Consider the following 25,508-nt stretch of genomic DNA (forward strand, 5'->3'; position numbering starts at 1 on the left):
CCTTAGCGGGTCTCTTTAAACAGCTCGCGACCAATCAGCATACGGCGCACTTCAGAAGTGCCCGCGCCGATTTCGTAGAGCTTGGCATCGCGCAGCAGACGACCAGTGGCGTACTCGTTGATGTAGCCATTGCCGCCCAGTGTCTGGATAGCCTGCAGGGCCATCTGTGTTGCGCGCTCCGCAGTAAACAGGATTACAGCGGCGGCGTCCTTGCGCGAGTCCTCACCGCGATCACAAGCCCGGGCCACAGCGTACAGGTAAGAGCGGCTGGCATTCAGGTCAGCGTACATATCGGCGATCTTGCCCTGCATCAGCTGGAACTCACCGATGGCCTTGCCAAACTGCTTGCGCTCGTGAATATAGGGAACCACCACATCCAGGCAGGCCTGCATAATTCCGACAGGGCCTCCAGAGAGAATCGTGCGCTCGTAGTCGAGACCGCTCATCAATACGCGTACACCGCCGTTCAGTTCACCGAGGATATTTTCTTCCGGCACTTCACAGTCTTCGAACACCAGCTCACAGGTGTTGGAACCGCGCATGCCCAGCTTGTCGAGCTTTTGCGCCTGGGAGAAGCCGGCGAAACCGCGCTCAACGATAAATGCAGTGATACCACCGGAGCTGATGCCCGGCTCAGTGCGAGCGTAGATCACATAGGTATCGGCATCGGGACCGTTGGTGATCCACATTTTATTGCCGTTCAAAATAAAGCGATCACCGCGCTTCTCGGCGCGCAGTTGCAGACTTACCACGTCGGAACCGGAGTTGGGTTCACTCATGGCCAAGGCGCCTACATGTTCACCGGAACACAGCTTGGGCAGGTATTTGAACTTCTGCTCGCGGGTACCATTTTTACGGATCTGGTTTACGCACAGGTTGGAGTGGGCACCGTAGGACAAGCCCACAGAAGCAGAGGCGCGGGAAATCTCTTCCATGGCCACAGCGTGTGCCAGGTAACCCATATTGGAACCGCCGAACTCCTCTTCCACGGTCATGCCCAGCAGACCCAGCTCGCCAAACTTTTTCCACATATCCGCAGGAAACAGGTTCTCTTCATCAATCTGCGCCGCGCGCGGGGCCAGCTCCGCCTGGCAGAACTTGTAAACCATGTCACGGAGCATATCGATGTCTTCACCGAGACCGAAATTCAGGGTTGGGTAGGAGGTGTTCATAACGGCTCCACTGATATTTAAAAATGTCTTTAATTCAAATAACCGCCTTGGCGGCTGTTCAATACCACATGAGGCAACTGCGCCACTCTTGGCACAGTGCCGAAATCTGTTTAGGAAACGCTGCTGTCATCGCTTTGCGCCAGGGACTCACGGGCCCTGGATTCAGCTTCATCCAACTCTTCCATCAGGCTTTCGATATCCCGCAGTTGCTGTTGTAACTGCAGTCGCTTTTGCGCGATGCGCTCCAATAGACGGTGCAACTGCTCTACATTGCCGTGGGCCGGGTCGTACATATCGATAATTTCGCGGCTCTCATCCAGGGAGAATCCCAGCCGCTTTCCGCGCAGGATCAGCTTTAGGCGCACACGCTCTTCGGGACTATAGACGCGGGTCTGGCCGCGACGCTCCGGATTGAGCAGGCCCTTGTCCTCATAGAAGCGGATGGCGCGAGTAGTGATATCGAACTCCCGCGCCAGCTCGGAAATGCTGTAACTATGGGGCTCCATTTGGCTTGCTTCTGCTTTCATAACGACTTCCTCAAGATGCCATCAAGCCTAGCAAGAGTTTACGTTAACGTAAACGTAAAGCACGCGCCAAAAAAGAACCCTAAGGCACTTCTAGTCACTTAGCCCACGGGGGTCCTGTGGGGAGTAGCCTCAGCGCCGAGCAGCTGTTGTAGCTGATTGTTGAGAAGTTTTTGATAGGAAGGGGTTAGGCCAGTCACCTCCAATGCCCAACCGGCACCGTGGTGCTCAATTCGCCCCACCAGGGAACTGTCTTCAAGAAGCTCTGGGTGCAAAAACAAGCCGCGGGACTGGTTGAGTAGCTGATCGGCACAGAAATCCGGACTCTGTGGCTGGGATGGGACTACCGCCAGAGCCAGCTTCAAACCGGTCGCACGGCTAACGCTCTGCATCTCCCGCAGCAATAAACCACAGCAGACTGCGCGGAAGGCCGCATCAGTTCCAGAGAAATCCAGGCCGATCTGTGGCCCGGCGCAACCCAGGGGGGTGGCACCGTATATGCGCTGCAGCAAACGCATACGTCCATCTAGCTCCCGCTGCAAACCCTCCAGGGCGCTGCGACTTAACTGGTTGCCCAACTGCGCCCAGTTAAGGGGGCGAAGATAAAGCCCAACGCTGGGCTCGGTAACTTCAGCTACAGCTTGAGCAGACTCAGTAACTTGTGCGGGCAATTTGCGCTCCCGGGACAAGCTACCGGTAAGCAGGGCCGCAGCTGCACTAAATGGCAGGGCAAAAACGAGGGTCAGCAACAAGCTGGCCCAAGGGAAGGCAACGGAATTACCAGGCTCAAACGCTACGGTAATATTGCCGGCAATACTATCGTGCAGGACCACTGGCTCGGTGATCGTCTCCCCCTCTTTCAGGTCACCCACTTCGGCCAGGGAATTCGATTCCACATCCTCAATTAAAATGCCGGAAACCACTGGAAGCTCCAGCAGCTGGCGAGCGATCAGCTGTAAGCTGATACGATCCCCGGCCACAATACTCTCCAGGCTCTGCCCCGCGAGAATAGTCGCAGCCGCCTTCGCGGTAACTCTGTCCCGCTCTATCTGGCCGGTGCGCTGCTGACCATAAAAATGCCCCAGTGCCGCCGCACAGAATATTGCCAGTGTTAGCCAGATAACCAGTGCCAATAAACGCTGGCGGGCGCGTTTGGACAACTGTGCTAATTGAGCCGGTATTTTGCGAAGAATAGATACAATGGAAACTGACATAAACGGCGGCAGACATCTTGCGTATTGTTTTTTTACTATTGCCCCAGCTGTTTTGGAGCAGCGAGCATTTTAACGGTAGGCACCAAAATTGTGCATACCCAATTAATTCCTGAGCGATTGGTAAAGCAGACGACGAAATAGTTCAATTCAACTCGCACAATTCGAAAAGGAATTTTACTCACCATTCGAACTGAGCCCATTAAAACCCTGCTGACCGGCAATCAATGAAATTAAAGCCCGGCAATTTTAGCGAAGAATCTCATAAGAGCTATAATGCGCCGGACATTTAATTCAATCGGGACAGAGCTTATGGGTGATCAAATAAATTCACAGGAATTCCACCTCTCCCTGAAACAGATTTCCCAGGCTTCAGGAAGTGGCACCCTGCGCTACCTGAGCTTCCGAGATCAAGTCGCCAAGCTCGGCCTGGAGTATTCCGGTGCAGCCCCTTTTCCCGGTGAGGCTACGGACTTTACCTCGTCCCCCGAAGAACCGAGTGCACTTGAAGCCATTTGGTGTGTCACCCTGCTAAGCCCCTCTGTCTCCCTGGCCCAACTCCAATACCTTCTGCGATTTTTTGATGAACAACAGTGGAGCCTATTCGCCGCTGATACTTTGGCACAAAGACGCGATCGCACCGTTATCCGCTTCCAAATTGATGGCGATCTAGATTTTGACAGCGCGCGCCTAGCCTGCCTTGGAGTGGCCGATGAGTTGGGAGTAGACCTAACAATCCAGGCTTCTGTTACCCAGAGAGTGCCAAAGCTGGCGGGCTTTGATATGGATTCAACCCTGATTGATGCTGAAGTCATTGACGAGCTGGCAAAAATTACTGGTATCGGTGATCAGGTTGCCGCCATCACCCAATCTGCCATGGCCGGGGACATAGATTTCTGCGAGAGTTTTAAACGGCGAATGGCCCTGCTAAAAGGTTTTTCCGAGCAGCGTTTGGCAGAAATTGCCCAGGAATTGCCGTTAAAAGAAGGGGCCTATGAATTGCTGGCAGCCTTGCGCGCACTGGGCTGCAAAACGGCACTGCTTTCTGGCGGCTTTACCTACTTCGCGAAATTCCTGCAGCGAGAGCGCCTGCCCCTGGATTATATCCATGCCAATCAACTGACATTTGCCGAAGGGGCCCTCACCGGCGAAGTAGTGGAACCCATTATTGATGGCGATCGCAAACGCAAGTTACTGCAGGAAATTGCCGGAAGCTTAGATTTGGCGCTGGAAAGTGTGGTCGCTATGGGTGACGGCGCCAACGATATTCCCATGTTGAATTTAGGGGAAATGGGTATCGCCATTCACCCCAAGCCCAAGGTTAGGCTACAGGCCCCCCAGGCCATCAATCTGTTTGGCCTGGACGCCGCCCTCTACTTATTTGGTCTCAATGACCAACAAATTGCCAAGCTCGGGGGATAACCCGGCTTAGCTCTTAAAGCATCGCGTGAGGAAAAGGGAAACTCGGCCGCTTGTTGTGATCCGTGCAAGCACTGGGCCCGGGTTTCTGCCCACAACTGGCAAGAAAAAGCCCCAGGACGACTATTAGTAAAGCCCGTTTATACATAGGTGCCTCCCTTCCTGAGTAAAATCTCTGGGCAGCAGAGTACGCAAAGGCAATCCATTTGAACAGCCGTTTAATGATTTTTATGCCAGAAATCTGGCGTATTAATCACGCTATCGTACCAGTTCACTTAGCTATAAAAACAAACTGAAAGAATGCCCATAAAAAATATTTTGTGGAGCAAACTTTAGCATTAGCCAAAGTGGAAGGGAAAAAGAAAGGGGAGAGTTGCCGCAACTCTCATATTAATCTATGGGAATTGCGACAACTGGGAAAAGAGAGCGATTAACTCTCTTTTTTACCGTAAATAACCAGGCTATTTACTTTTACCGTCAGCGGGTGATAACCCACCTTGGCGCGCTCAAAAATGCGTGCAGCCACGTCTTTTTTACCAGTCTCAACCATATTGCGATATAGCGGGCGCAGGAACTTGTTGCGGCCGATACTGGTGAGGAAATTCTCAAGGCGCTCGAAGGCCGGCTCATAGTCGTTGCGCACTGCGATCATCAGCCAGCTGAAAGCCACTTCGTTATTGCGGGATTCGGTCAGGCCAAAGGCGCCGTCCAATTCCTTCAACTGCGCTTCCGTCAGTTTCTCCGGCATACCATCGAGGAAGTACTTCCACTGGTGGAAAGTCCAGCCTTTGGTATCGATATCCTTCGCCACCAATTTGCCGTCCAGCCACTGTTGACGTACTGGATCCAATTTAGTGAAGGCATCGGACTTCGGATGCGGCGCACCTTCGGGAATACCCGGATCGAAGATCCACTGAAGGATGCGATCGCGGTCCAGCTTATCGGCGTGCTCAACCAACAGGGTTTTGTCTAGATACTTAACGAAGTCCTCGGTGGTGATGCTCTGGAAGGAGAAGTGGTTGAAGTACTCCATCAGGAAGCGGTCAAACGCTTCGCGACCTACTTTCTGCTCCAGCTCATACAGGAATAGGGAGCCTTTCTCGTAGGGAATATTGGAGAAGACTTCATCGGGGTCACGTCCGCGTAGGTCGATCGCCATAATCTCATCGCGGGGCTCTTTATCAGCCAGATCCGCTTGCAGGTCGTCATAGCCCAGGGCCATTTCCATCTGGTAGCGCTCATCACCGTAGACGAACTGCATAATGCGGTTAGTCAGGTAGGTAGTGAAACCTTCATTCAGCCAAAGGTCGCGCCAGCTGGCATTGGTCACCAGGTTGCCGGACCAGGAGTGGGCCAGTTCGTGGGCAATCAGGGCTACCAGGCTCTTATCGCCGGCGATCACCGTCGGAGTGATAAAGCTAAGGCGCGGGTTTTCCATACCACCGAAGGGGAAGCTGGGAGGCAGAATTAGCAGGTCATAACGATCCCAGTGGTAGGGGCCATAAGCCTTTTCAGTCACTTCCAGCATGGATTCGGTATCGGCAAACTCCGCCGCTGCAGATTCCAGCATGGAAGGCTCGGCATAGACACCAGTGCGCTCGCCCATGGGCTTGAACTTCAGGTCACCAACCGCCAGGGCAATCAGGTAGGAGGGAATGCGCTGGGGCATTTCAAACTCGTAGACGCCATCTTTGGCCGCCTGCGGGTCATTGTTCGCACTCATGACTGCGCGCAGTTCTTTCGGAGTGCGTACAGTGGCGTTGTAAGTGATGCGAACTTTCGGGGAGTCCTGCAGTGGAATAAAGCTGCGCGCGTGAATCGCCTGGGCCTGGGTAAACAGGAACGGATGCTTTTTACCCGCAGTCTGCTGGGGCTCCAGCCACTGAACGCCGGAGGCGCCCGGCGCTGTACGGTAGCGGATAGTAATGCTATCGGCATCTTCCGGCAGCTCAATGTTCAGCGGAGTACCCAGGTGACTGTCTTTCTCGCCCATGGAGAATTTTACTGGCGCGCCATTAGCGGATACAGAAACCACTTCCAGTTCGCGGGTATCCAGTACCATCGGCAGGTTCTTGTCGTTGAGACGCTTGAAGTCCAACTTGGCTTCACCTTCAAGAACCTTGCGGGAGAAGTCGACAGTCAGGTCCAGATCCAGGTGCTGAACCTGGTAATCATTGCTGTTGGCAAAAGAGTGGTAATCCACTCCGGACTGGGGCGCTTTTTCAACACCCGGCTTCTTCTCGATCACAGCGGACGCCTTCATCGGCGCGCTCGCACTGTCTAATTCGGCCTTGGAAGGCTCCGACTTGGAACAGCCACCGGCAACGGCAAGGCCGCCAACGATCAGACTGGTACACAGTAAACGGGGCAACATGGGTCTACTCCCTGAGTTCAGCTTTTCAATTTGCGCCACAGGATACCTGACAGAGCGCAGATGAGAAACGACAGGGGACTCTGCACTCGCCGTAAGGGGACACACCGATTACCCGCTCGAGCCACGGGTACCGACGGTCATGCCGCGTTTTGCCAATAAACCAGATTAATGTCTCAGTTTCCTCGCCTTAGGACGAATTTCATGACTAATAGCAGCAAGGGAAGAAAAATACTGACCGTGAATTAATACATCGTTCACTTTCAAGATTCAGACTGCGGTTCTTTTATAACAAGCACTATAAGGAGAACCCCATGTCTCTGTCCCGGAGGCGGTTTTTACAATTTTCCGGCGCAAGCCTGGCGGCCCTGCCCCTACTGAAAGCCTACGGTTCCGGCCAGGAGCCCTTCCAGCACGGCGTAGCCAGCGGTGACCCCCTGGCAGATCGCGTAATTCTCTGGACTCGTATCACTCCGTCTGCAGATCCAGAATTCCAGTCCATGGTGCCCTACACCTGGCAGGTCGCTCTAGACCCGGAAATGGCCATGGTGGTCAATAGCGGCAGCGGTATTACCGGGCCCGATGTGGACTACACCATCAAAGTGGATGCCAGCGGTCTGCAACCCGGCACCAGTTACTATTACCGCTTCTACTCTAACGGTATCGACTCGCCCATAGGCCGCACCCGCACACTGCCCATCGGCCATGTGGATAAGCTGCGCTTTGCGGTGACCAGCTGCTCCAACTATCCCATGGGTTATTTCAATGTTTACCGGGAAATTGCCCTGCGTGCAGACCTGGATGTGGTGCTGCACCTGGGGGATTACATTTACGAGTACGGACCCGGTGGCTACGGTACCGGCACGGGCCTGGGGCGAGAGCCAATCCCCGCCAAGGAAATGGTGGATATCCAGGATTACCGCCTGCGCTACGCCCAATACCGCTCCGACCCGGATTTACAGGAAGTACACCGCCAACACCCGTTTATCTGTGTCTGGGACGACCATGAAACCACTAACAACGCATGGGCTGGCGGTGCTGAGAACCACAATGTCCAAGATGGCGAGGGCGACTGGTTTGTACGCCGCTCGGTAGCCAACCAGGCCTACTTCGAGTGGATGCCCATCCGCGATAACGGCATCTTTGATCTATTTGGTGACAGGGCCATCTACCGCAGCTTCCGCTTCGGCAATCTGATGGACCTGATGATGCTGGATACCCGCATCGCCGCGCGCTCCGAGCAGGCCAACTGGTTCGATCAGCAGACCGCCGACGACCCGGAGCGCAGCATCCTCGGTACCCAGCAGGAACAATGGCTGCACAGTAGCCTGACCCAGTCCCAGTCGGATGGCGTACGCTGGCGGGTATTAGGGCAACAAGTAATGATGGCGCAACTCACCCTGGCTCGGGATTTGTCTGTGAATATGGACCAGTGGGATGGTTACACCGCATCCCGCGAGCGCCTGTTCGACCACATTGCCGACAATAATATCGACAATTTTGTCGTCCTCACTGGAGATATCCACAGCTCCTGGGCCTGGGACCTGGCCAGCAATCCTTTCAGTATTTTGAAATACGGGCGCCTGACCGGGCGCGGAGCCCTCGGCGGAGAATTTGTCACCCCCGGAGTAACCTCCAGCTTCCTGGACAAATCCCACCTGACGGATGTTGCAGCGATTGCTATGGACGGGTTAATACCACACCTCAAGTGGGTGGAGATCACCCAGCGCGGTTACCTATTGATGGATGTTTCCCACTCCCGCGCCAAGGCCCACTGGTATCACGTGGATACAGTCACCAGTCAGAATTACAACGCCAGCCTGGCAAGGATTTATAAGCAGGAAACGGGGCAGAACCATATCCAGCGTGCCTGGAGTGAAAGCACAGCTGATGAGTTGGTACCGGCACCGGCACCGCAGTACGGCGCCCTGGCGCGCAATACCATCGCCGCCCTACGCAGCCGCTACAACGTCTGATTTGCAGGCAATAAAAAACCGCACCCCTGTTAAGGCGGTGCGGTTTTTTTAAAAGCTTACAGAGAGAAATTATTCGAGACTGAAATCGAAGTTCATATCCTCCGCCGGCGCCTGCACATAGTACCCCTGAATATAATCAGTACCGGTCTGCCACAAAGTCGGCAGCATACTGGCCTGCTCAATATGGGGCACTATCACCTTGGTATCCGCCTCACCCAAGCGCTGTACCAATCCTGCCAGGGAGTCACTGCTCTCGCCTTCATCCTGGACCTCGCGCACGAAGGAGGGATCGATCTTGGCGATATCCACTTTCACATGCTCAAGAGCCTTGAACGGATTGAGCCCGGTGCCGAAATGACAGACCGAAACGCGACAACCCAATTGCTGGACCTGAGTGGTAAAGTCCCGGGCCGCGTGCAGGTTGCTGTTGATATCCTCCTGACGCAACTGGAAGATCACCGTTCCCGGCGCAACCTTGGCAGCTTTGAAGGCAACCCCCAGCCAACCGGGTAAGCTGCTGTCCACCAGTGAAGCAGTGGTGATATGCAGCATCAAAGAAATATTCTTACCCTCAGCCCTGGCGGCTGCGGCGGCCTTGATCGCGGTAATAATTACCCAGCGATCCATTTTCGCCGACAGTCCCGCATCGCCGAGTTCCTGCAGGAAGGCCAGCGGCGCCAGCTCTTCCTTATCATCGAGCATACGCACCAATACTTCGTACAGCTGCTCGCCAGTTCCCTGCAAACTGAGGATTGGCTGGTAGAGCAACTTCAGACTGCCAGCTTCCAGCGCTTGTACCACCCGTGCACGGTGGTAGGTATCGGCGTCGGCACCACCTTCAGTATCCGGCTCGTAGAGCGCAAAATTCCCACCTTTCTTCTCTTCACCCAAGGCCTGCTTGTGAGCAGATAGCGCTTGGTCCAGCACCTGTTGCGCACCGCTGGAGGCCTCACTCATCAGGGAAATACCGATAGAGGCAGTAATTTGCAGGGTTTTGCCATCTGCATCGAAGATGGTATCGGAAATCTTCTTCAATATATCCTGCGCGCGTTGCTCGATGCTGTCCGGAGTTGTATTCGGGCTGAGCAGGCAGAAGGCATCTTCACTGTACCGGGCCAGGGTATCGCCACTGCGTTGGCAGGACTTGAGTAATTCCGCCATGCCTTTTTGCAGGGCGTCGGCACCTGCCACTCCAACAACTTTCAACACTTCATCTTCAAAGCGATCCACTTCTATCAGCATCAGACCGCCAGTATTGTGGGAGTCCGCTGCAGATTTGATGCTGGAATCCAGTACCTGCAGGAAGTGCTGACGGTTGAAAAGCCCGGTCAGCGGATCGCGATTCTTGATATCGCTGAGCTGCGCTTCCAATTGCTCCGTATCACCCCGGCGCGAGGCAATACGCACCTGCAGACAGCGCTCATCGTCGTAGGTGGTACTGAGTACTTCTGCGCGAGTGGGCAGAGATTCGCCAGAGGCGGTCTTAGCGGTAAATTTCCACTCTTTCGCCTCCAGCTCATTGTTGTCGATAGCGCAGCTTTTGAGGAATTCACGCCCCGCTTCCTGCTCATTTTCAGCCAGCATATCAATCAGTGGCTGGTATTCGATGTCCTCGCCAGAGTCGTAACCAAAGCGCTCTGCAAGGGAGTCATTGGCGTAGACGATCAAGCCATCAGATATATAAGCGATGGCATCTTTGGAGCTATCGAGTAGCTCCTTGGCACGGTTAAGGGTCGCGTGATAGCGGCGGTCGTGTAGGCGAGCCTGACGGCGATTGGCGAGCGCCCCTAGCTCCCGCTGTATCACAAAGAGAAGGTGTTGGTCTTCATCCACCACTACAACATCGCGGGCTCCGAGCTTCAAACCTTCCACCACGGGTTGGGCACCGGTGCGCTCGGTCAGCATAATTACCGGAACATCTTTTTGCAGCTTGCTGATGGTGCGCAACGCCACTGAGGGGGGCACCTGAGTACTGCTTTCAGCCGCGATCACTAAATCCCAGGTTTTATCCTGGAGCAGGCGGTTAAACACAGCCTCGCTGGCCACATGCTGTGCTCGGTTGGGACGGCCTGCGTTGTGCAGCATACTCACAAGGCGCTGGGCTTCCGACGGGGTATCGTGAATCAGGAGAAGTCGTATTGTGTCGTTGCTACTCATTATTTGCTCTATTTTTTTAATGGCGGCACACAGCTACCGCTGGCGGTAATTTTAGGGGGCGTCAAGGATGGCATACAAGGGTAGATCAAACTGGTACCTGTGATCTAAATCACACAACACCCCCTACAAAAGCTTCCACCTTTCCCATTTGCGAAACCACAGCCGCTAATCAAACTTTCCCAACCTAAGAAGCCCCTGGATACAGCGCTATAAAGCGAAATAGCAGCTGCTGAATAGGTCGACCGGACAACTATATCTGGCACTGGCGTTACGGGGTTAGCCTAGATCAATTTGGCGGTATTTATTCGTCCAACCTATCTCTCTTTATGAAAATCCCTGTCGAATACACAAAGATAACCCATACAGCTATCAGCTGAGGTTTAGCTATGTTCAGCAACTATCGGGGATTTTGATGGGACGCCGGGGATTTCACGCACCAGTTTTGGTACCAGATAACCGGGTAACTGCTGGCGGAGATGTTCGATTAGCTCCAGCGCTTTCGCGTCAGAGACTTCAAAATGTGCGGCACCATTTACTCGGTCCAGCTGATGCAAATAGTACGGAAGTACTCCTGCTGCAAAGAGGGATTCGCTCAACGCACCCAGCGCCTCGCGACTATCATTGACGCCTTTTAATAGCACCGCTTGGTTGAGCAGGGTGACCCCTGCGCTTCGCAACTTTTGCAGAGACTCTCGCACCTCACTATCAATTTCATTGGCGTGGTTGCAGTGCAACACCAGCACGGGCTTCAAGCGGGAACCGGTAAACCAATCCAACATTTTCTGGTTTACCCGGCTGGGAGCAACTATCGGGAGGCGGCTGTGAATTCGCAGCTTATCCACATGGGGAATCTCGGCCAGCTCTTCGGTGAGCCAGGCCAGTTGACGGTCACTCATTACCAAAGGATCACCGCCGCTCAAAATCACTTCGCGCAGCTCAGTGCGCGCGCGAATGTAGTCTAGAGCTGCCAGGCTCTGTCTGCGAGTTAGGTGGTTGTCGCCGTAGGGGAATTCACGTCGGAAACAGTAACGACAATTAACCGCACACTGGCCCGCAGTGATCAGCAGTAGACGCCCGTGGTATTTGTGAACGACTCCAGGCAGAGGGTTAGCTTCTGCCTCTTCAAGGGGGTCTGCACTAAATCCCGGCACTTTCTTCAACTCATCCGCACCGGGTAAAACCTGTAACAACAATGGGTCTTCGGGATCGCCGCAACGCATGCGCCGGACAAAGGGGCGCGGCACGCGCAGGGAAAAGCCAGAAGCTGCTTGCAAGGCCTTGGGGAGCTTACGCGGGTCTAGCTGTAGTAATTGAATCAACTCTGCCGGATCAGTTACCAGATCAGACAACTCATCCCGCCAGCAGCGGGATTCCTGTGTGTCGATAAGCTCTATACCGGGGGCCGATGATGACGCCATCATGGAGATACACTACAAAATAAGAGATTGTATCAGATCTCCCACTGCAATCTCCCGCCACCACTGACAGTGATGCCCCACAAAGGGTGCCGTGACCAGGTAGACATGGGAATTCGCACAAACCCATTAGAGAAATGGCATCTGTTTCAGATCCTATCTAGTGAGTTAGTTGAACCCTCAAATCGATTCCCTAGGGTAATTACATAAACTGAATTTATTTTTGCAGAAACCCATATACATAATCAAAAAATATTCACCAATCTTCTGTGGAAAAATATCGGATAGTTGGACTGTATCTTTAAGCAGCCAGAGCCTTAAGGAGCCTCTAAATAACTCCGTAATGCCTCTGCGGGTCTTGAAGGCTGCAGATGTTAGGCGCAGCTCGCCGCGAATGGCCGTAGCCCTTTGCAAGAGCTGCAACGCAGCAGCTGTGGCCTTCAAGGCTCGCCCTTCGGGGCTTGCAGAGCGATTCACACTCCGCGTTGCGACTTCTTGAAAGGTCTAGACATTCCTGCAAAGCCGCGCCTTGATTGTGAACCGCTCTGCATGCCAGAGGTATCATGGAGTTATTTAGAGGCTCCTTAACTCTTCTTTACCTGAATTTAGGAGTAGACTCATTATCGGCGAAGCAAGTATTCACTCTACCTACCAATAAAAACCCCTACCCTACAAAACACTCCACTGCAATAAAGAAAACCTACACAGTCGACATTTCCACAGTGAATTCAGGAAGCAAAAAACATTTTCCTTGAAAAATTCGGCAAGGATAAAGCAAAGCAAAAATTATTTATTAATAAAATTTTTATCACTAGAAAAAACATCTTCCAAAAACCATCAACAAATATCAAAAAATTCATAATTCCCTTATTCACAATAGGGATAATTCGGTGTTAATTTAAACGCCGGCAAAGAAAAACCATTTTGCCGACCCCGCCAAAGGCGGACACTATCAAGAAATAAATAAAACACCTAAAAGGTGTTCAAACAGTAAGTTTAGAATTACAAAAAGGAATTACCCAATGGAAATGCAGCTTGAATTGCTTGAAGCCAATAAAGACCTACTGATTGAGCAAACTCGCGCACATCCTTTCTTGAAGCGTTGCCGTGAAGGCTCCATTACGCTGGACGAATTAAAAATATTTTTGGTTCAACAAGGTATTTACAGTGGATTTTTTGTTAGATATCTCTGTGCAATGATGGCAAACCTCCCGAGTAACCACGAAGTCCTGGAGCTTGCCGAAAATCTAATGGAAGAGCTGGGCCTGGAACCAGACAGCCCCAAACCCCACGCAGAAATCTATCGCGAAACCCTCGAGCATTTTGGTTTGACCCTGGAAAACGCAGAAGTTTTACCAGGCACTCAGCACCTGATCGATACCATGTTCAAAAACTGCCGGGACCTCAGGGCCAGTGCAGGATTGGGCGCCCTATGCCTGGGAGCCGAAGCCCTGGTACCCGATTTATATACAGATATTGTTGCCGGATTCCGCTCTTGCGGCGTAACCGATGAAGAAATGCAATTTTTCCTGCTGCATATTGAATGTGATGACGGCCATGCAGAAACCATTCGCGATATTATGGTAGATATTGGCTCCAAGGATCCCAGCCAACTGGACATAATGCTTGAAGCCGGGCGCCACCTTGTAGAGGCCCGCTTACAATTCTTCGATTCTATTGAAACCGCCTACCACTCCACTAAACATAAAAAAGTTGAAGCTGTTACAGCTTAATGAGCAAGCACTTATCAACCCACTCACAGGTGTTGTTGGAGAAAGCACGGGCATAGGGAAATGCCACCAACATAAATTCGACAGAGATCGAATCATTTTGAGTTAGGTTTTTAAAAATTATTCTGCGATAAGAAAATAAAAAAGGAAAATTTATTAAATATCGCAGAATTAATATGACTTGCTGTGAGAATTGGAGATAACAATGGCTGAAACACTATCACTGGCAAAAAACGAACTGGTTGAACGAGCCAGTGAAGCAATGAAACAGCACCTCAGCACCCCCGAGTGGTCTCTGAGAGAAAAGCTTGCGCTGACTTGCCGAATTTTATTTAACGATGGTCACGACTCCGGCCTGGCTGGGCAAATTACCGCCCGCGCGGAAAAACCCGGTACTTATTACACCCAACGCCTGGGCCTCGGCTTCGATGAAATTACCTCATCCAACTTATTGGAGGTCAACGAAGACCTCGAAGTACTGTCCGGAGAGGGCATGGCCAATCCGGCCAACCGCTTTCACTCCTGGATCTACCGGGCGCGCCCCGATGTGAACTGTATTGTGCATACCCACCCCATGCACGTATGTGCACTTTCCATGCTGGAACGCCCGCTAAAGATTTCCCATATGGACGCCTGCATGTTGTATGAGGATATTGCCTTCCTCAAAGACTGGCCGGGTGTACCCGTGGGTAACAGCGAGGGCGAGCTGATTTCCGCCGCTATTGGGGACAAGCGCGCAATCCTACTGGGACACCACGGCCTGATTATGGCCTGTCGCTCTGTAGAGGAAGCCTGTGTAATGGCGGTTCAGTGCGAGCGCGCTGCCAAACTGCAAATACTGGCTGAATCCGCCGGCACCATCCAGGATATTGATCCCGAACTGGGCCGCGAAGCCCACGACTGGATTCTCCAGGAAAAACGCACGCAAGCGACTTTTGCTTACTTTGTGCGCCGCATGCAGAGAAAAGGTTATGGCGGCGGGGACGACCCATTAAGTTAAGTGCTTTTGTGCAATGGGCCAAGGCCCATTGCACTGCCGGCTGCCCCAATAATTGCAGCTTGGCTATAACAACCGAAGCGCCTCCCCTCCATTTCTCTCTGGCTATTCGTTCAAGCTCCCACCCTCCTGTATAATCCCGCTCCATCATGCAGGGCTGGCGGTGAAGTCTCTTTTCCCCAGCCAGACGAGTTACCTGCGGCTACCATTTGTGGCGGAAGCGGAGGGCGTTAGCCCAGCCTTGGCCGGAATCGGCTAGAAACAAAAAACTCGTTAAAAATCATATAGATAAATGACTTAAAGGGCTCTATTTGCTATGGCTAGTTACTCCACTAACGAATTCAAGGGCGGCCTCAAGGTGATGCTGGACGGCGACCCCTGCTCAATCGTGGAAAACGAATTCGTCAAACCTGGTAAGGGCCAGGCGTTCAACCGCGTGAAGCTTCGCAACCTGAAAACCGGTCGCGTATGGGAACGCACCTTCCGCTCCGGTGAAAGCCTGGAAGCTGCGGATGTGATGGATCGCGAAATGGAATACTTGTACAACGATGGCGAGTTTTACCATTTCATGGAGCCCGAGACTTTTGAGCAGCACCAAGCCAGCAGCGATGCTGTGGGCGATGCTTCAAAATGGCTCAAAGAGCAGGATATCTGCACTGTAACCCTGTACAACGGCTCTCCGCTGGCAGTTACTCCGCCCAACCACGTTATCCTGGAAATTACCGATACCGATCCGGGCCTGCGCGGAGACACCGCCCAGGGCGGCACCAAGCCGGCCACTTTGGCTACCGGCGCTGTTGTGAAGGTTCCTCTGTTCCTGGAAATCGGTGAAACCATCAAGGTAGACACCCGCACCGCCGAATACCTGGGCCGTGCCAAGGAAGACTGAGCACCTCCTCTCCTCGAGCGGCCTACGGCCGCTCACCTCCAGAGCTACCCCCCATGAGCACAGATACCTGGCGTCCCACCGCCACTATTGCAGCCCTGCGCCAACGCGCTGCGCTACTCGCTGAAATACGCACATTTTTTGCTGAGCGAAATGTTGTAGAAGCCGAAGTTCCGGTGCTATCCCAGCGCGCCACCAGCGACCCCCATATCGAGTCCATCACCACCGAATGCCGGGGCGAAAGCGCCTACCTGGCCACCAGCCCGGAATTTGGTTTAAAGCGTTTGCTCGCCGCAGGACTCGGAGATTGCTACTACTTGGGTAAGGCTTTTCGCCAGGGCGAATCCGGCGGTCGACACAACCCCGAGTTCACCATGTTGGAGTGGTACCGCTGCGGTTGGGACGATCACCAACTGATGGAGGAGGTCGCCAAGCTGCTCTGCGGTATTTTGGCGACGGACCAGGTTCAGTCCCTCAGTTACCGGGAATTGTTTTTACAAGAGCTGCAACTGGACCCCCACAGTGCCAGCGAAGCCGAGCTGATTTCCTGCGTTAAGCGGGAAATGGAATTGTCTTTTGTACCCCGTGAACGCAGTGAGTGCCTGGACCTGCTGATGAGCCACCGCCTGGAACCCACCATGAGGGAGGGCATCACCCTGCTCTACGACTTCCCCGCAGAGCAAGCGGCACTGGCAAAAGTCGTAGCGGACGAACAGGGGACCCCCGTCGCCAGGCGCTTCGAAGCCTATGTCGGTGGATTGGAACTGGCCAATGGCTATTGGGAGCTGACCGACAGCGTGGAACAGCAGCGCCGCTTTGAAAAGGATCTGGAATACCGCCGTGCTAACCAGCGCCCTGCACACCCCTTTGAAGAACGTCTGGTTGCGGCCCTGGATCAAGGCATGCCCGAGTGCGCCGGGGTCGCGCTGGGAGTCGACCGACTGCTGATGTTAAAAGCCGGTTACCAATCGATTGATGAAGTTATCGCCTTCCCTTTCAGTCGGGCTTAGCGGCCGCCGGCGCCGGAGTGTATTGATAGCGGGCAACCTCGCCAACTGCAAAAAAGCCACTATCGAGCAGTAGCTGCTGACGATCCGCCGGCACTAAAGCTACAAGATTTTTATGGTGGCTACCCTGGGCAGCGGTTAGCAGATGCTTGAACAGGGCCCGACCAATCCCGCGACCCCGGTAATCCGGAAGTGTCACCAGGTCATAGAGCCCCAGTGCATCCGCTGCCGCAAACAGGCAACCGGCGGCCACCGGCACACCATCCAACTTACCGAGAAATAATTTCAGTCGCCCGCGTCGCTGCTCGGGGATTTCTTGCAGGCCCTGATAGAAGTGCGCCAACTGCGCCCCCTCCTGCTCCCCTGCCGCCGCTGCCTGCACCGCGCCGTAATCAGGCAAGGCCTCCTTTTTCACCGCACTAATAGTCAGCTGTTCCACTACCGAAACCTCGGCAACGCTGAGTCGGGGTATCTCGGCGGCCATAGCTACCAGGGACTGGCGCCGCTTTAGCCCAAGCTCATCCAAAGCGTCATTGTCCAGGGGTTTGGAGGCACTGTGCCAAAGGGTGAAGGGGCTGTGCCGCTCGGCAAAATAATCCAGCGCAAAACGCTGAATAATGCGCGGCGGCATTACCATATTGGAAATCACCTGATTGAGCCCAATGGAAGGCAGGCCGCTATCACTGCGGACAATGCCCGTAATTTCCTTGGTGCAATCTGGAGTTACCTGGCTCGCGCGGTAGTCCGCATAAGCCTCCAAATTTCGGCAGGTAAGATTTTTCGCGCTGAGACTATATTTCATGGGTCAAAGGATAGTGCCAAGAACAGTGCCGTTGCATCATTTCCCCAGTGATCCCAGCCCCGCAGCCGGTGTTCGCTACGGGGCGACAAGCCTTATTTCTGTACTTGCGACAGGGCACACTGATCCATGGATAATGCCGGTTCAGCACAGGTGGCTGCCCCGACAACTTTTGCCGGCACTCCGGCCACTAACACCTTTGCCGGTACCGTTTTAAGAACCACACTTCCGGAAGCAATTTGGGCGCACTCGCCAATTTCAATATTGCCCAGCACCTTGCTGCCCGCACCGATTAAAACCCCGTGGCGGATTTTCGGGTGGCGGTCCCCGCTCTCTTTGCCAGTGCCGCCCAGTGTAACGGACTGCATGATGGAAACATTGTTTTCCACCACAGCGGTCTCGCCTATAACGATACCGGTCGCGTGATCCAGCAATATACCGTCACCCATACGCGCAGCCGGGTGGATATCCACACTGAATACGACAGAGACACGGTGCTGTAAGAACATAGCCAGGGAGCGGCGCTGCTGCTGCCACAGCCAGTGGGCCACACGGTGAACCTGCAAGGCGTGAAAGCCCTTAAAGTACAGGAAGGGCTCGTGCAGGGAGTGGCAGGCGGAATCCCGCAGGTAAATTGCGTTCAAATCCGCTCGCGCCGCATGCCCTATGGAAGGGTCAGCTTGTAGCGCCTCATCGATAACCTCGCGAATTAACAGCGCCGGTGCCACCGCATTGTCCAGCTTGTTGGCCAGGTGAAAGCTGAGCGCCGCCTCCAGGGAATTGTGGTTCAGGATGGTCGCGTGTAGAAAGCTGGCCAGGATCGGCTCCCGCTCTACCTGCTGCGCCACCTCTATACGAATCTTCTCCCAGATCAGATCCGCCTCAGCCTCGGTGCATGTCGCATCCATTATTGCTTTCTCCATGTTACACAGCCCCCAGGGTCAACGGGGGCTCTAGCAGCGCAGACTGCTGCTCGCGCAATGCCAGTATATGCTCTGCCCAGTAACGGGCAGTATTAAACCAGGGAAATGCCTGGGGAAAAGCCGGGTCCTGCCAGCGTCGCGCCAACCAGGCGGCGTGGTGCATCTGCCGCAGGCAGCGCAGAGGCTCCACCAGCTGCAACTGCTGGGGATCAAAACTATAGAAGGTTTCATAGCCTTCCAACACTGCATCCAGGTAAGCGGTTTGCTCTGCGCGATTGCCGGAAATCAACATCCAGATATCCTGGATCGCCGGCCCCATCAGGCAGTCGTCCAAGTCCACAAACCAGGGAGTCTCATCCCGCCACAGGAAGTTGCCACTGTGACAATCACCGTGCAAGCGCAGCATATCCCAGTCCCGCTCAAACAGCGGGGCTATCTGTTCGATAATGTGGCCCGTGACTGAAGCGTAGGCCTCGCGGTTCTCACGTGGCAGGAAATCTCCATTCAGGATAAATTCCCGGCTATCAATTGCGAATCGCTGCAAAGTGAGGGATGGGCGATAGCTGAAAGGTTTGGCGCTGCCGGCCGCATGAATGCGACCCAACATGGTCCCCACCTGCTCCAGGTGATCAAAGTTATCCAGCTCCAACTGGCGACCGCCCCGTCGGGGGAAAAGCGCAAAACGGAATCCAGCGGACTCCATCAGGGTGCGCCCATCAAACTGTATCGGTGCCACCACAGGAATTTCGGCCTCTGCCAGCTCCAGGGTGAACTGGTGCTCCTCTAATATCTGCTCATCACTCCAGCGCCCCGGGCGATAGAACTTGGCAATCAACGGCTCGGCATCCTCAATACCCACCTGATAGACGCGGTTTTCATAACTGTTTAGAGGGAAAATACGCGCATCGGAAATCAGTCCGGTAGTCTCGACACAGTCGATCACCACGTCCGGCGTGAGGGCTTCATAGGGATGATGATTCGAGGTCATAGTGGGTACCAACTGGATTGCAGCTGGCTATGCTAACGCGGTCGCGGGGGCCGGGACAAACTGAGAAATGTGCCGCAAGCTAAAGCGGCCAACTCAAGAGGAGTTCACGCAGGACAGGAGCGGTGACACCACCCAATGCCAACCGCACAAAAAACTGTCTTAGTCGCCATTTGCCCGCTGTTGCTGCAATAGCTGAACCATTTGGTCACGACCAAAAACTTCGGCAAAATCCTCTGCGGAGTGGCCGGCCTTATTCACCTGCTGCGAATCGCAATCCTGCTTTAGCAGGGTTCGTGCAAGGACGAACTCACCGCGAAAAATCGCTGCCATCAGGGCAGTATTGCCACGGCGATCCTGGGCACAGGCATCTGCACCTCTCTGCAACAGGTAATCCACAGCTTCCCCCTTGCCGTTGTAAGTGGCAATCATCAGTGCGGTGTAACCTTTCGGGTTGCGTACATCCAGGGGGAAACCCGCTTGCGAAAATTCACGCAGCACCTCGGTATCACCAATCCTGGCTGCGGCAAAATAATACTGAGAGAGTTCGGTAAAATCAGATTCCGTTTTTTCCGGCTCCCCTGCCTGAACCCCCAAGGTGAGAAACAGTAGTGCGAATAAAAATGATCTCATAATTTCACCTGTATAAATTTAGCGGGCGACAGAGGTCGCCCGCACTTGGGTAAAAATTACCGGGCCAGTTTTTTCACGCGATCCAGATCGCCACCAACCGCTTTGGTTAAGCGCTGTCCGTAGTCCTTGTCCGCTTGATAGAAGTGGCTCAGCATAATGTGCTTAGTGTTTTCATCACTCACTTTACCCAGATCACCAGCGAGGTTTTCAATCAGATTCTGGCGCTCTTCAGGACTCAGGCTGCGGTAGAAAGCACCCGCCTGGGCAAAAGGCAGTTTCTTTTCAATGGCCTTTTGCTGGGTGCTGCCATTCAACGCCTTGTTGCTATAAAGACCTTTGGGGTCCTCGGTGCGCGCATCGATACGGCTCGGCTGATAGTTCACACCTGAAGTCTGTTGGCCGTAATTACCCGCCCCATCCTGGTTCCAGTTACTTACTGCAACACGGGGACGGTTGATAGGCAATTGCTGGTGGTTGGCCCCCAGGCGATACATTTGCGTATCGGAGTATGAGAATACGCGGCCCTGTAATAAGCGGTCTTCCGAAGGCTCAATACCCGGAACAATATTGGCCGGCGCAAACGCGGATTGCTCAGTTTCCTGGAAGAAGTTAGTGGGTACACGGTTAAGTGTCATGGTGCCCACTTTAGTTTCCTTCACGTCCAACCACATTTTGGTGGCGTCCAAGGGGTTGTAATTAAAGCTGTTAAGCTGGGAGGGCTTCAGTACTTTAATAAACAGATCCCACTGGGGGTACTCGCCTTTTTCAATCGCGGCATACATATCGCGAGTTGCGTGGCTGAAGTCCTTGCTCTGAATTTCTGCTGCCTCTTCCGCAGTCAGGTTCTTGATTCCCTGACGGGTTTTCCAGTGGAATTTCACATAGTTCACTTCACCCTTGTCATTGATAAATTTATAGGCGTGAACACCCCAGCCATCCATCTGGCGCAGGTTAGCCGGTGTACCGTAATCGGAATAGACCCAGCTCAGCATATGGGTGGATTCCGGCACATGGCTAAAGAAATCAAAGAAACGGTTGGGGTCCTGTTGATTAGTCACCGGGGAGGGCTTTAGGGAGTGAACCATATCCGGGAATTTAATCGCGTCGCGGATAAAAAATACCGGCAGGTTGTTACCCACTAAATCCCAGTTGCCTTCTTCCGTATAAAACTTGGTGGCAAATCCACGGGGATCGCGCAGGGTTTCCGGGGAACCTTTTGAGTGGATTACTGTTGAAAAACGCACAAACACTGGCGTTTTACTACCGCGCTCAAACACCGCTGCGCGGGTTAAATCACTGAGGTCAGCCGTCGCAACAAATTCACCGTGAACACCAGTTCCACGAGCATGAACTACACGCTCGGGAATACGTTCACGGGCAAAACGCTGCAATTTTTGAATCAGTTGAACATCTTGCAGCAAATTACCGCCATTTTCTCCGGCGGTTTGTGCGTTTTGGTTGTCTCCGACAGGGGCGCCATTATCGCGAGTCAATGTCTCTGCATTGGCACCGCCTATCAGACCGATAGTTAATGCAAATAAGGGTAAGTATTTCATAGGATTATTTATCTCTACTGCCATCTCTATTACAGGAGTAGAGCTTATAGGGGAGAACAATAAGCGGGAAATTAGACCTTGTTATCGCTCTTATAGCAGGGATCAATAACGGTGAGTCAGAAAGAGCAATTCAGATTTTTTAGCGAATCAAAATAAAGTAAATGCTCAATCAGATTTTTTTCGCCTGGGCATAAGGTACCAAAGCACAGCGGCAATCAAAAAAAGTGCGGGAATATCTCCCATCAAATTGATTCGCTCTGTTTTATCCACCAATGCCTGCACCAACATAATGACGGCGTGTACAAGGCTGGACCATATAGTGAACCAAATTAAACTGGCATTTGCGGCGGGATTTTTTGCAGCGCGTATTAAAAACACCCCCAAGGTGACATAAATACCGACAATCATTTGCTCATACTCAGGCTGCCGTGGGGTCCAGCCCCACCCTTCCGGCCAAATCCACATCATCATCGGGTAAATCGCCAGAATAAAAAGCACTCCTACAACGACCAACGCTATTGGCAGGCATTTCGCCCGGGCTGTCTCATTCATAATTTACTCCCAAATCTCGATCGACTTATTCCTGTAAGTCCCCCGGTAAATGACACACCACTTCCAGGTTATGCCCATCGGGATCAAGCACGTAGGCGGCATAATAATCCGGGTGATATTGTTCGTAGACAGCCGGTGCGCCATTGTCTTTACCCCCGGCCTCCAGGGCCAAGCAATAGAACTCCCTGACCACTTGCCGCTCTTCAGCGCGAAAGGCAATATGCAATTGTGGAGTGGTGCTGGTCCCGCCACGAATCCAGAATTCCGCTTTATCTGCCCAGCCAAAGCCCGCCCAATCGTCAAACTCCATCACCAACTGGTATCCCAGTGGCATCAGCGCCTGCTGATAGAAGTCCTTACTGCGTTCATAGCTGTGCACATAAAGGCGAATATGATCAAGCATCGTATAAACCTCGGGAGAGAAGCGGATACTTCTGCAAGATAGCCTAGAGAGGCCGGCAGCGCCGACTTTAAAACGTACGAGACAAAGAGGAGGTTGTGGCAGGTGGTTCACTTCATGCAATCATACCCGCCACTGCAAGGTTGGGATTAGGGGGAGATATACCAGTGATAAATACCGTAAGAAGCGACGCCCAGACCAAAGAACAGCTGCCCCACCAACAAAACCCTGAAAGCGAAAGTGTAACGGGCCAAGTCACCTCGGCGAATGGCATCGTTGGAAAAAATTCTCGCTTCCTCCGGGAATCCCATTTCCAGGGTTTTCAGTGCCGGAACTGCAAGCTTGAGAAGCTGGCGGCTGCGAATGTCCATCAGCCAAAATACAGTGACCAGTATGACCACAAACCCTCCCAGCAACGCCAGGATTAGAGGGTGGAAGTCTTTCTCCATGGCAGTGAAAATCCCGCCCTCAACAAACATGGTTAACACAACAAAAAAATTAAAAACCTTGAGGCGCTGATCGGCGGCGAAGCGGTAGTGATCGCAGAGGTACTGTCCCTGTTCCAAACGGAATCTCCTTAACTGTAAATACCCTTAAAACAATATCCGGAGTTAGAGGGTTACTAACTGTGCAAAGCAGCAGGCATTTACTTGTCTATTTAGCTGAAAATGGCGCAAAAATCGGGGAGGAATTTAACCTCTTGCCCCAATGAAAAGGCCGGGCTATGCCCGGCCAATAAAACCTTCACGCGCCACACCTATGGTCAGCGATTTTCGCGGTGATCAATCAATGCGTCAACCACAGTGGGATCGGCAAGAGTGGAAACATCTCCCAGATTATCCAGCTCATTGCAGGCAATCTTCCTCAGGATACGCCGCATGATTTTGCCGGAACGGGTTTTTGGCAGTGCAGGCGCCCATTGGATAAAGTCAGGCTTGGCAATTGGCCCTATCTCCTTGCGGCAGAGCTCAATTAATTCAGCCTTCAGCTCATCACTGGGCTTATGGCCAGATTTGAGCATTACAAAGGCATAAATCCCCTGCCCTTTGATATCGTGGGGATAACCTACCACCGCTGCCTCCGCCGTATCATTGTGCAGTACCAGGGCGCTCTCAATCTCCGCTGTTCCCAGGCGGTGTCCAGAGACATTTAACACATCGTCAATGCGCCCAGTAATCCAGTAATAACCGTCACTATCGCGGCGGGCGCCATCGCCGGTAAAGTAATAACCGGGGAATGCAGAAAAATAAGTATCCAGCATTCTCTGGCGATTGCCGTACACATCCCGAATCATCGAGGGCCAACTCTTTTTAATCACCAGAGAGCCCTCGCCCTCCCCTTCAATCTCCCGGCCTTCACTATCCAGCAGCGCGGGCTGTACCCCAAAGAAGGGCCGGGTTGCCGACCCGGGTTTCAGAGCCATGGCACCGGGCAGTGGCGTGATCATCTGCGCACCGGTTTCAGTCTGCCACCAGGTGTCCACAATCGGGCAGCGCTCATCGCCCACTACGCTGTAATACCACTCCCAGGCCTCCGGGTTTATGGGCTCACCCACGGTGCCTAAAAGTCGCAGGGAGCTGCGCTCGGCGGCTTTTACAAACTTGTCACCCGCTCCCATCAACGCCCGAATCGCTGTCGGCGCAGTGTAGAAAATATTGACCTGGTGCTTATCCACAACCTGCCAAAAGCGTGAAGCATCCGGGTAAGTGGGCACTCCCTCAAACATCAGGCTGGTGGCCCCGGCACACAATGGCCCATAGACGATATAGCTGTGCCCAGTGATCCAGCCCACATCGGCAGTACACCAGAAAATCTCTCCCTCGCGATAATCAAAGGTATATTTGAAGGTCATGGTGGCCATCAGCAGATAGCCGGCAGTGGTATGCAGGACCCCTTTGGGTTTACCGGTAGAGCCCGAGGTATAAAGGATAAACAGCGGGTCCTCCGCTCCCATCACTTCAGGCGCGCAGTCCGGCTCCATCTCACCTATGGATTCGCCATACCAGATATCCCGCTTGCTATCCCAGTCTACCGGTGTGCCCGTGTGTTTAACCACAATTGTCGTATGCACATTGGGGCAGTCCACCAGTGCTTTATCCACATTGGCTTTTAGCGGTACTCGCTTACCGCCGCGAACTGCTTCATCAGCAGTGATCACCAGACGACAATCGGAATCGAGAATACGGTCTTTCAGGGACACCGGGGAGAAACCACCAAATACTACCGAGTGCACAGCGCCGATACGGGCACAGGCGAGCATGGCGTAGGCCGCCTCCGGGATCATCGGCATATAAATACACACCCGATCTCCCTTTTTAACTCCCCGGGATTTCAGCAGGTTGGCCAAGCGGCACACATTTTCATAAAGGCTCTGATAGCTGATTGCCTTACTATCAGCGGGATCATCTCCCTCCCACAGAATCGCAGTCTGCTCGCCACGGCTTGCCAGGTGCCGATCGATGCAGTTTACGGTTACGTTCAACTGGCCATCGGAGAACCAGGCGGTATGACCTTTGTGCAGATCCTCCTCAAGAACCTGAGTGAACGGCTTGTCCCACTGCAAAAAGTCCTTGGCCTGTTGTGCCCAAAACGCCTCTGGGCTTTCCACCGACTGGCGGTACATTGTCTCGTAGTCTTCAGCGCTAATAAGCGCATTGGCAGCAAAACCGGGGGAGACTGGGCGGGTATGTACTTCAGACATCATCTTCTCCTTTATTATTAGCGTGGCATGGCTAGCCTAGAGAAATCTGAGTTTATTAGAGCTTTATTCTTGTCACTTTATAACATAGCCGCTG

The 25,508-nt window shown here is 53.3% G+C and carries 21 protein-coding genes; 6 read left to right on the plus strand and 15 right to left on the minus strand.

Annotated elements, in window-relative coordinates; all coding sequences use genetic code 11:
• Nucleotides 1–2: 2 nt before the first annotated feature.
• The 3 genes from ACYX4J_RS19810 to ACYX4J_RS19820 form a co-directional block, all read right to left on the minus strand.
• Entirely contained in the window at nt 3–1,172 is a 1,170-nt protein-coding gene (locus ACYX4J_RS19810) for an isovaleryl-CoA dehydrogenase (protein WP_444914919.1), read from the minus strand.
• Between the two features lie 110 nt (nt 1,173–1,282).
• Nucleotides 1,283–1,699: a MerR family transcriptional regulator gene (locus ACYX4J_RS19815; protein ID WP_444911985.1), complete on the minus strand. Its 417-nt coding sequence runs from the start codon at nt 1,697–1,699 to the stop codon at nt 1,283–1,285.
• Nucleotides 1,700–1,797: 98 nt separating this feature from the next.
• Nucleotides 1,798–2,910 (minus strand): hypothetical protein, encoded by a 1,113-nt coding sequence (locus ACYX4J_RS19820; RefSeq protein WP_476177381.1) that lies wholly within the window; start codon nt 2,908–2,910, stop codon nt 1,798–1,800.
• A 309-nt stretch (nt 2,911–3,219) separates the two neighbouring features.
• On the opposite strand from ACYX4J_RS19820, the gene serB reads away from it, so the two are divergent.
• Entirely contained in the window at nt 3,220–4,329 is a 1,110-nt protein-coding gene (gene serB, locus ACYX4J_RS19825; protein WP_476177382.1) for a phosphoserine phosphatase SerB, read from the plus strand.
• A gap of 427 nt (nt 4,330–4,756) precedes the next feature.
• Here serB and ACYX4J_RS19830 read toward each other — a convergent pair whose 3' ends face one another.
• The gene (locus ACYX4J_RS19830; protein WP_476177383.1) at nt 4,757–6,700 is read right to left on the minus strand and encodes a M1 family metallopeptidase; all 1,944 of its coding nucleotides are present in this window, start codon (nt 6,698–6,700) and stop codon (nt 4,757–4,759) included.
• 311 nt (nt 6,701–7,011) lie between these two features.
• On the opposite strand from ACYX4J_RS19830, the gene ACYX4J_RS19835 reads away from it, so the two are divergent.
• Nucleotides 7,012–8,673 (plus strand): alkaline phosphatase D family protein, encoded by a 1,662-nt coding sequence (locus ACYX4J_RS19835; protein ID WP_476177384.1) that lies wholly within the window; start codon nt 7,012–7,014, stop codon nt 8,671–8,673.
• 69 nt (nt 8,674–8,742) lie between these two features.
• Here the strand turns inward: ACYX4J_RS19835 and ACYX4J_RS19840 are convergent, their stop codons facing one another.
• Both ACYX4J_RS19840 and epmB read right to left on the minus strand, forming a co-directional pair.
• Nucleotides 8,743–10,830 (minus strand): GGDEF/EAL domain-containing response regulator, encoded by a 2,088-nt coding sequence (locus ACYX4J_RS19840; protein ID WP_444906573.1) that lies wholly within the window; start codon nt 10,828–10,830, stop codon nt 8,743–8,745.
• 380 nt (nt 10,831–11,210) lie between these two features.
• Nucleotides 11,211–12,251 (minus strand): EF-P beta-lysylation protein EpmB, encoded by a 1,041-nt coding sequence (gene epmB, locus ACYX4J_RS19845; protein ID WP_476177385.1) that lies wholly within the window; start codon nt 12,249–12,251, stop codon nt 11,211–11,213.
• A 1,016-nt stretch (nt 12,252–13,267) separates the two neighbouring features.
• Between epmB and ACYX4J_RS19850 the strand changes: the two genes are divergently transcribed.
• From ACYX4J_RS19850 to epmA, 4 genes are all read left to right on the plus strand, one after another.
• Nucleotides 13,268–13,978 carry a TenA family transcriptional regulator gene (locus tag ACYX4J_RS19850; RefSeq protein WP_476177386.1) on the plus strand — a complete coding sequence of 237 codons (711 nt, stop codon included), beginning with the start codon at nt 13,268–13,270 and terminating at the stop codon, nt 13,976–13,978.
• 202 nt (nt 13,979–14,180) lie between these two features.
• The gene (locus ACYX4J_RS19855; protein WP_444911975.1) at nt 14,181–14,975 is read left to right on the plus strand and encodes an aldolase; all 795 of its coding nucleotides are present in this window, start codon (nt 14,181–14,183) and stop codon (nt 14,973–14,975) included.
• A gap of 313 nt (nt 14,976–15,288) precedes the next feature.
• On the plus strand, nt 15,289–15,861 hold the full coding sequence (gene efp / locus ACYX4J_RS19860; RefSeq protein ID WP_108731510.1) for an elongation factor P: 573 nt from the start codon (nt 15,289–15,291) through the stop codon (nt 15,859–15,861).
• A gap of 53 nt (nt 15,862–15,914) precedes the next feature.
• A complete protein-coding gene (epmA, locus tag ACYX4J_RS19865) occupies nt 15,915–16,868 on the plus strand; it encodes an EF-P lysine aminoacylase EpmA (RefSeq protein ID WP_476177387.1) in 954 nt (317 codons plus the stop codon).
• On the opposite strand, the gene ACYX4J_RS19870 is transcribed toward epmA, so the two are convergent.
• From ACYX4J_RS19870 to acs, 9 genes are all read right to left on the minus strand, one after another.
• On the minus strand, nt 16,855–17,667 hold the full coding sequence (locus ACYX4J_RS19870) for a GNAT family N-acetyltransferase (protein WP_476177388.1): 813 nt from the start codon (nt 17,665–17,667) through the stop codon (nt 16,855–16,857). The two genes, epmA and ACYX4J_RS19870, sit on opposite strands and share 14 nt — an antisense overlap.
• A 92-nt stretch (nt 17,668–17,759) precedes the next feature.
• Nucleotides 17,760–18,587: a serine O-acetyltransferase gene (cysE, locus tag ACYX4J_RS19875; protein ID WP_413664156.1), complete on the minus strand. Its 828-nt coding sequence runs from the start codon at nt 18,585–18,587 to the stop codon at nt 17,760–17,762.
• 1 nt (nt 18,588) lies between these two features.
• On the minus strand, nt 18,589–19,575 hold the full coding sequence (locus ACYX4J_RS19880) for a serine/threonine protein kinase (RefSeq protein WP_444892629.1): 987 nt from the start codon (nt 19,573–19,575) through the stop codon (nt 18,589–18,591).
• A 159-nt stretch (nt 19,576–19,734) separates the two neighbouring features.
• On the minus strand, nt 19,735–20,205 hold the full coding sequence (locus ACYX4J_RS19885) for an ankyrin repeat domain-containing protein (RefSeq protein WP_444906578.1): 471 nt from the start codon (nt 20,203–20,205) through the stop codon (nt 19,735–19,737).
• Between the two features lie 56 nt (nt 20,206–20,261).
• Nucleotides 20,262–21,761: a catalase gene (locus ACYX4J_RS19890; RefSeq protein ID WP_476177389.1), complete on the minus strand. Its 1,500-nt coding sequence runs from the start codon at nt 21,759–21,761 to the stop codon at nt 20,262–20,264.
• Between the two features lie 165 nt (nt 21,762–21,926).
• Nucleotides 21,927–22,313, minus strand: a complete 387-nt coding sequence (locus ACYX4J_RS19895) for a DUF6632 domain-containing protein (protein WP_476177390.1) — start codon at nt 22,311–22,313, stop codon at nt 21,927–21,929.
• Between the two features lie 25 nt (nt 22,314–22,338).
• Nucleotides 22,339–22,716, minus strand: a complete 378-nt coding sequence (locus tag ACYX4J_RS19900) for a VOC family protein (protein WP_476177391.1) — start codon at nt 22,714–22,716, stop codon at nt 22,339–22,341.
• Nucleotides 22,717–22,862: 146 nt separating this feature from the next.
• Nucleotides 22,863–23,279, minus strand: a complete 417-nt coding sequence (locus ACYX4J_RS19905) for a hypothetical protein (RefSeq protein ID WP_444906581.1) — start codon at nt 23,277–23,279, stop codon at nt 22,863–22,865.
• A 197-nt stretch (nt 23,280–23,476) separates the two neighbouring features.
• A complete protein-coding gene (gene acs, locus ACYX4J_RS19910) occupies nt 23,477–25,414 on the minus strand; it encodes an acetate--CoA ligase (protein ID WP_444940181.1) in 1,938 nt (645 codons plus the stop codon).
• Between the last annotated feature and the right edge of the window lie 94 nt (nt 25,415–25,508).

It is taken from the genome of Microbulbifer sp. ABM4_008 (assembly GCF_056311705.1).

What these genes read in the sequence shown, in the direction of transcription:
- ACYX4J_RS19900 (WP_476177391.1), bottom strand. Translation starts at nt 22,716, where the DNA reads ATGCTTGATCATATTCGCCTTTATGTGCACAGCTATGAACGCAGTAAG.
- serB (WP_476177382.1), top strand. Translation starts at nt 3,220, where the DNA reads ATGGGTGATCAAATAAATTCACAGGAATTCCACCTCTCCCTGAAACAG.
- acs (WP_444940181.1), bottom strand. Translation starts at nt 25,414, where the DNA reads ATGTCTGAAGTACATACCCGCCCAGTCTCCCCCGGTTTTGCTGCCAAT.
- epmA (WP_476177387.1), top strand. Translation starts at nt 15,915, where the DNA reads ATGAGCACAGATACCTGGCGTCCCACCGCCACTATTGCAGCCCTGCGC.
- cysE (WP_413664156.1), bottom strand. Translation starts at nt 18,587, where the DNA reads ATGGAGAAAGCAATAATGGATGCGACATGCACCGAGGCTGAGGCGGAT.
- ACYX4J_RS19895 (WP_476177390.1), bottom strand. Translation starts at nt 22,313, where the DNA reads ATGAATGAGACAGCCCGGGCGAAATGCCTGCCAATAGCGTTGGTCGTT.
- ACYX4J_RS19830 (WP_476177383.1), bottom strand. Translation starts at nt 6,700, where the DNA reads ATGTTGCCCCGTTTACTGTGTACCAGTCTGATCGTTGGCGGCCTTGCC.
- ACYX4J_RS19850 (WP_476177386.1), top strand. Translation starts at nt 13,268, where the DNA reads ATGGAAATGCAGCTTGAATTGCTTGAAGCCAATAAAGACCTACTGATT.
- efp (WP_108731510.1), top strand. Translation starts at nt 15,289, where the DNA reads ATGGCTAGTTACTCCACTAACGAATTCAAGGGCGGCCTCAAGGTGATG.
- ACYX4J_RS19890 (WP_476177389.1), bottom strand. Translation starts at nt 21,761, where the DNA reads ATGAAATACTTACCCTTATTTGCATTAACTATCGGTCTGATAGGCGGT.
- ACYX4J_RS19810 (WP_444914919.1), bottom strand. Translation starts at nt 1,172, where the DNA reads ATGAACACCTCCTACCCAACCCTGAATTTCGGTCTCGGTGAAGACATC.
- ACYX4J_RS19815 (WP_444911985.1), bottom strand. Translation starts at nt 1,699, where the DNA reads ATGAAAGCAGAAGCAAGCCAAATGGAGCCCCATAGTTACAGCATTTCC.
- ACYX4J_RS19885 (WP_444906578.1), bottom strand. Translation starts at nt 20,205, where the DNA reads ATGAGATCATTTTTATTCGCACTACTGTTTCTCACCTTGGGGGTTCAG.
- ACYX4J_RS19870 (WP_476177388.1), bottom strand. Translation starts at nt 17,667, where the DNA reads ATGAAATATAGTCTCAGCGCGAAAAATCTTACCTGCCGAAATTTGGAG.
- ACYX4J_RS19820 (WP_476177381.1), bottom strand. Translation starts at nt 2,910, where the DNA reads ATGTCAGTTTCCATTGTATCTATTCTTCGCAAAATACCGGCTCAATTA.
- epmB (WP_476177385.1), bottom strand. Translation starts at nt 12,251, where the DNA reads ATGATGGCGTCATCATCGGCCCCCGGTATAGAGCTTATCGACACACAG.
- ACYX4J_RS19855 (WP_444911975.1), top strand. Translation starts at nt 14,181, where the DNA reads ATGGCTGAAACACTATCACTGGCAAAAAACGAACTGGTTGAACGAGCC.
- ACYX4J_RS19840 (WP_444906573.1), bottom strand. Translation starts at nt 10,830, where the DNA reads ATGAGTAGCAACGACACAATACGACTTCTCCTGATTCACGATACCCCG.
- ACYX4J_RS19880 (WP_444892629.1), bottom strand. Translation starts at nt 19,575, where the DNA reads ATGACCTCGAATCATCATCCCTATGAAGCCCTCACGCCGGACGTGGTG.
- ACYX4J_RS19835 (WP_476177384.1), top strand. Translation starts at nt 7,012, where the DNA reads ATGTCTCTGTCCCGGAGGCGGTTTTTACAATTTTCCGGCGCAAGCCTG.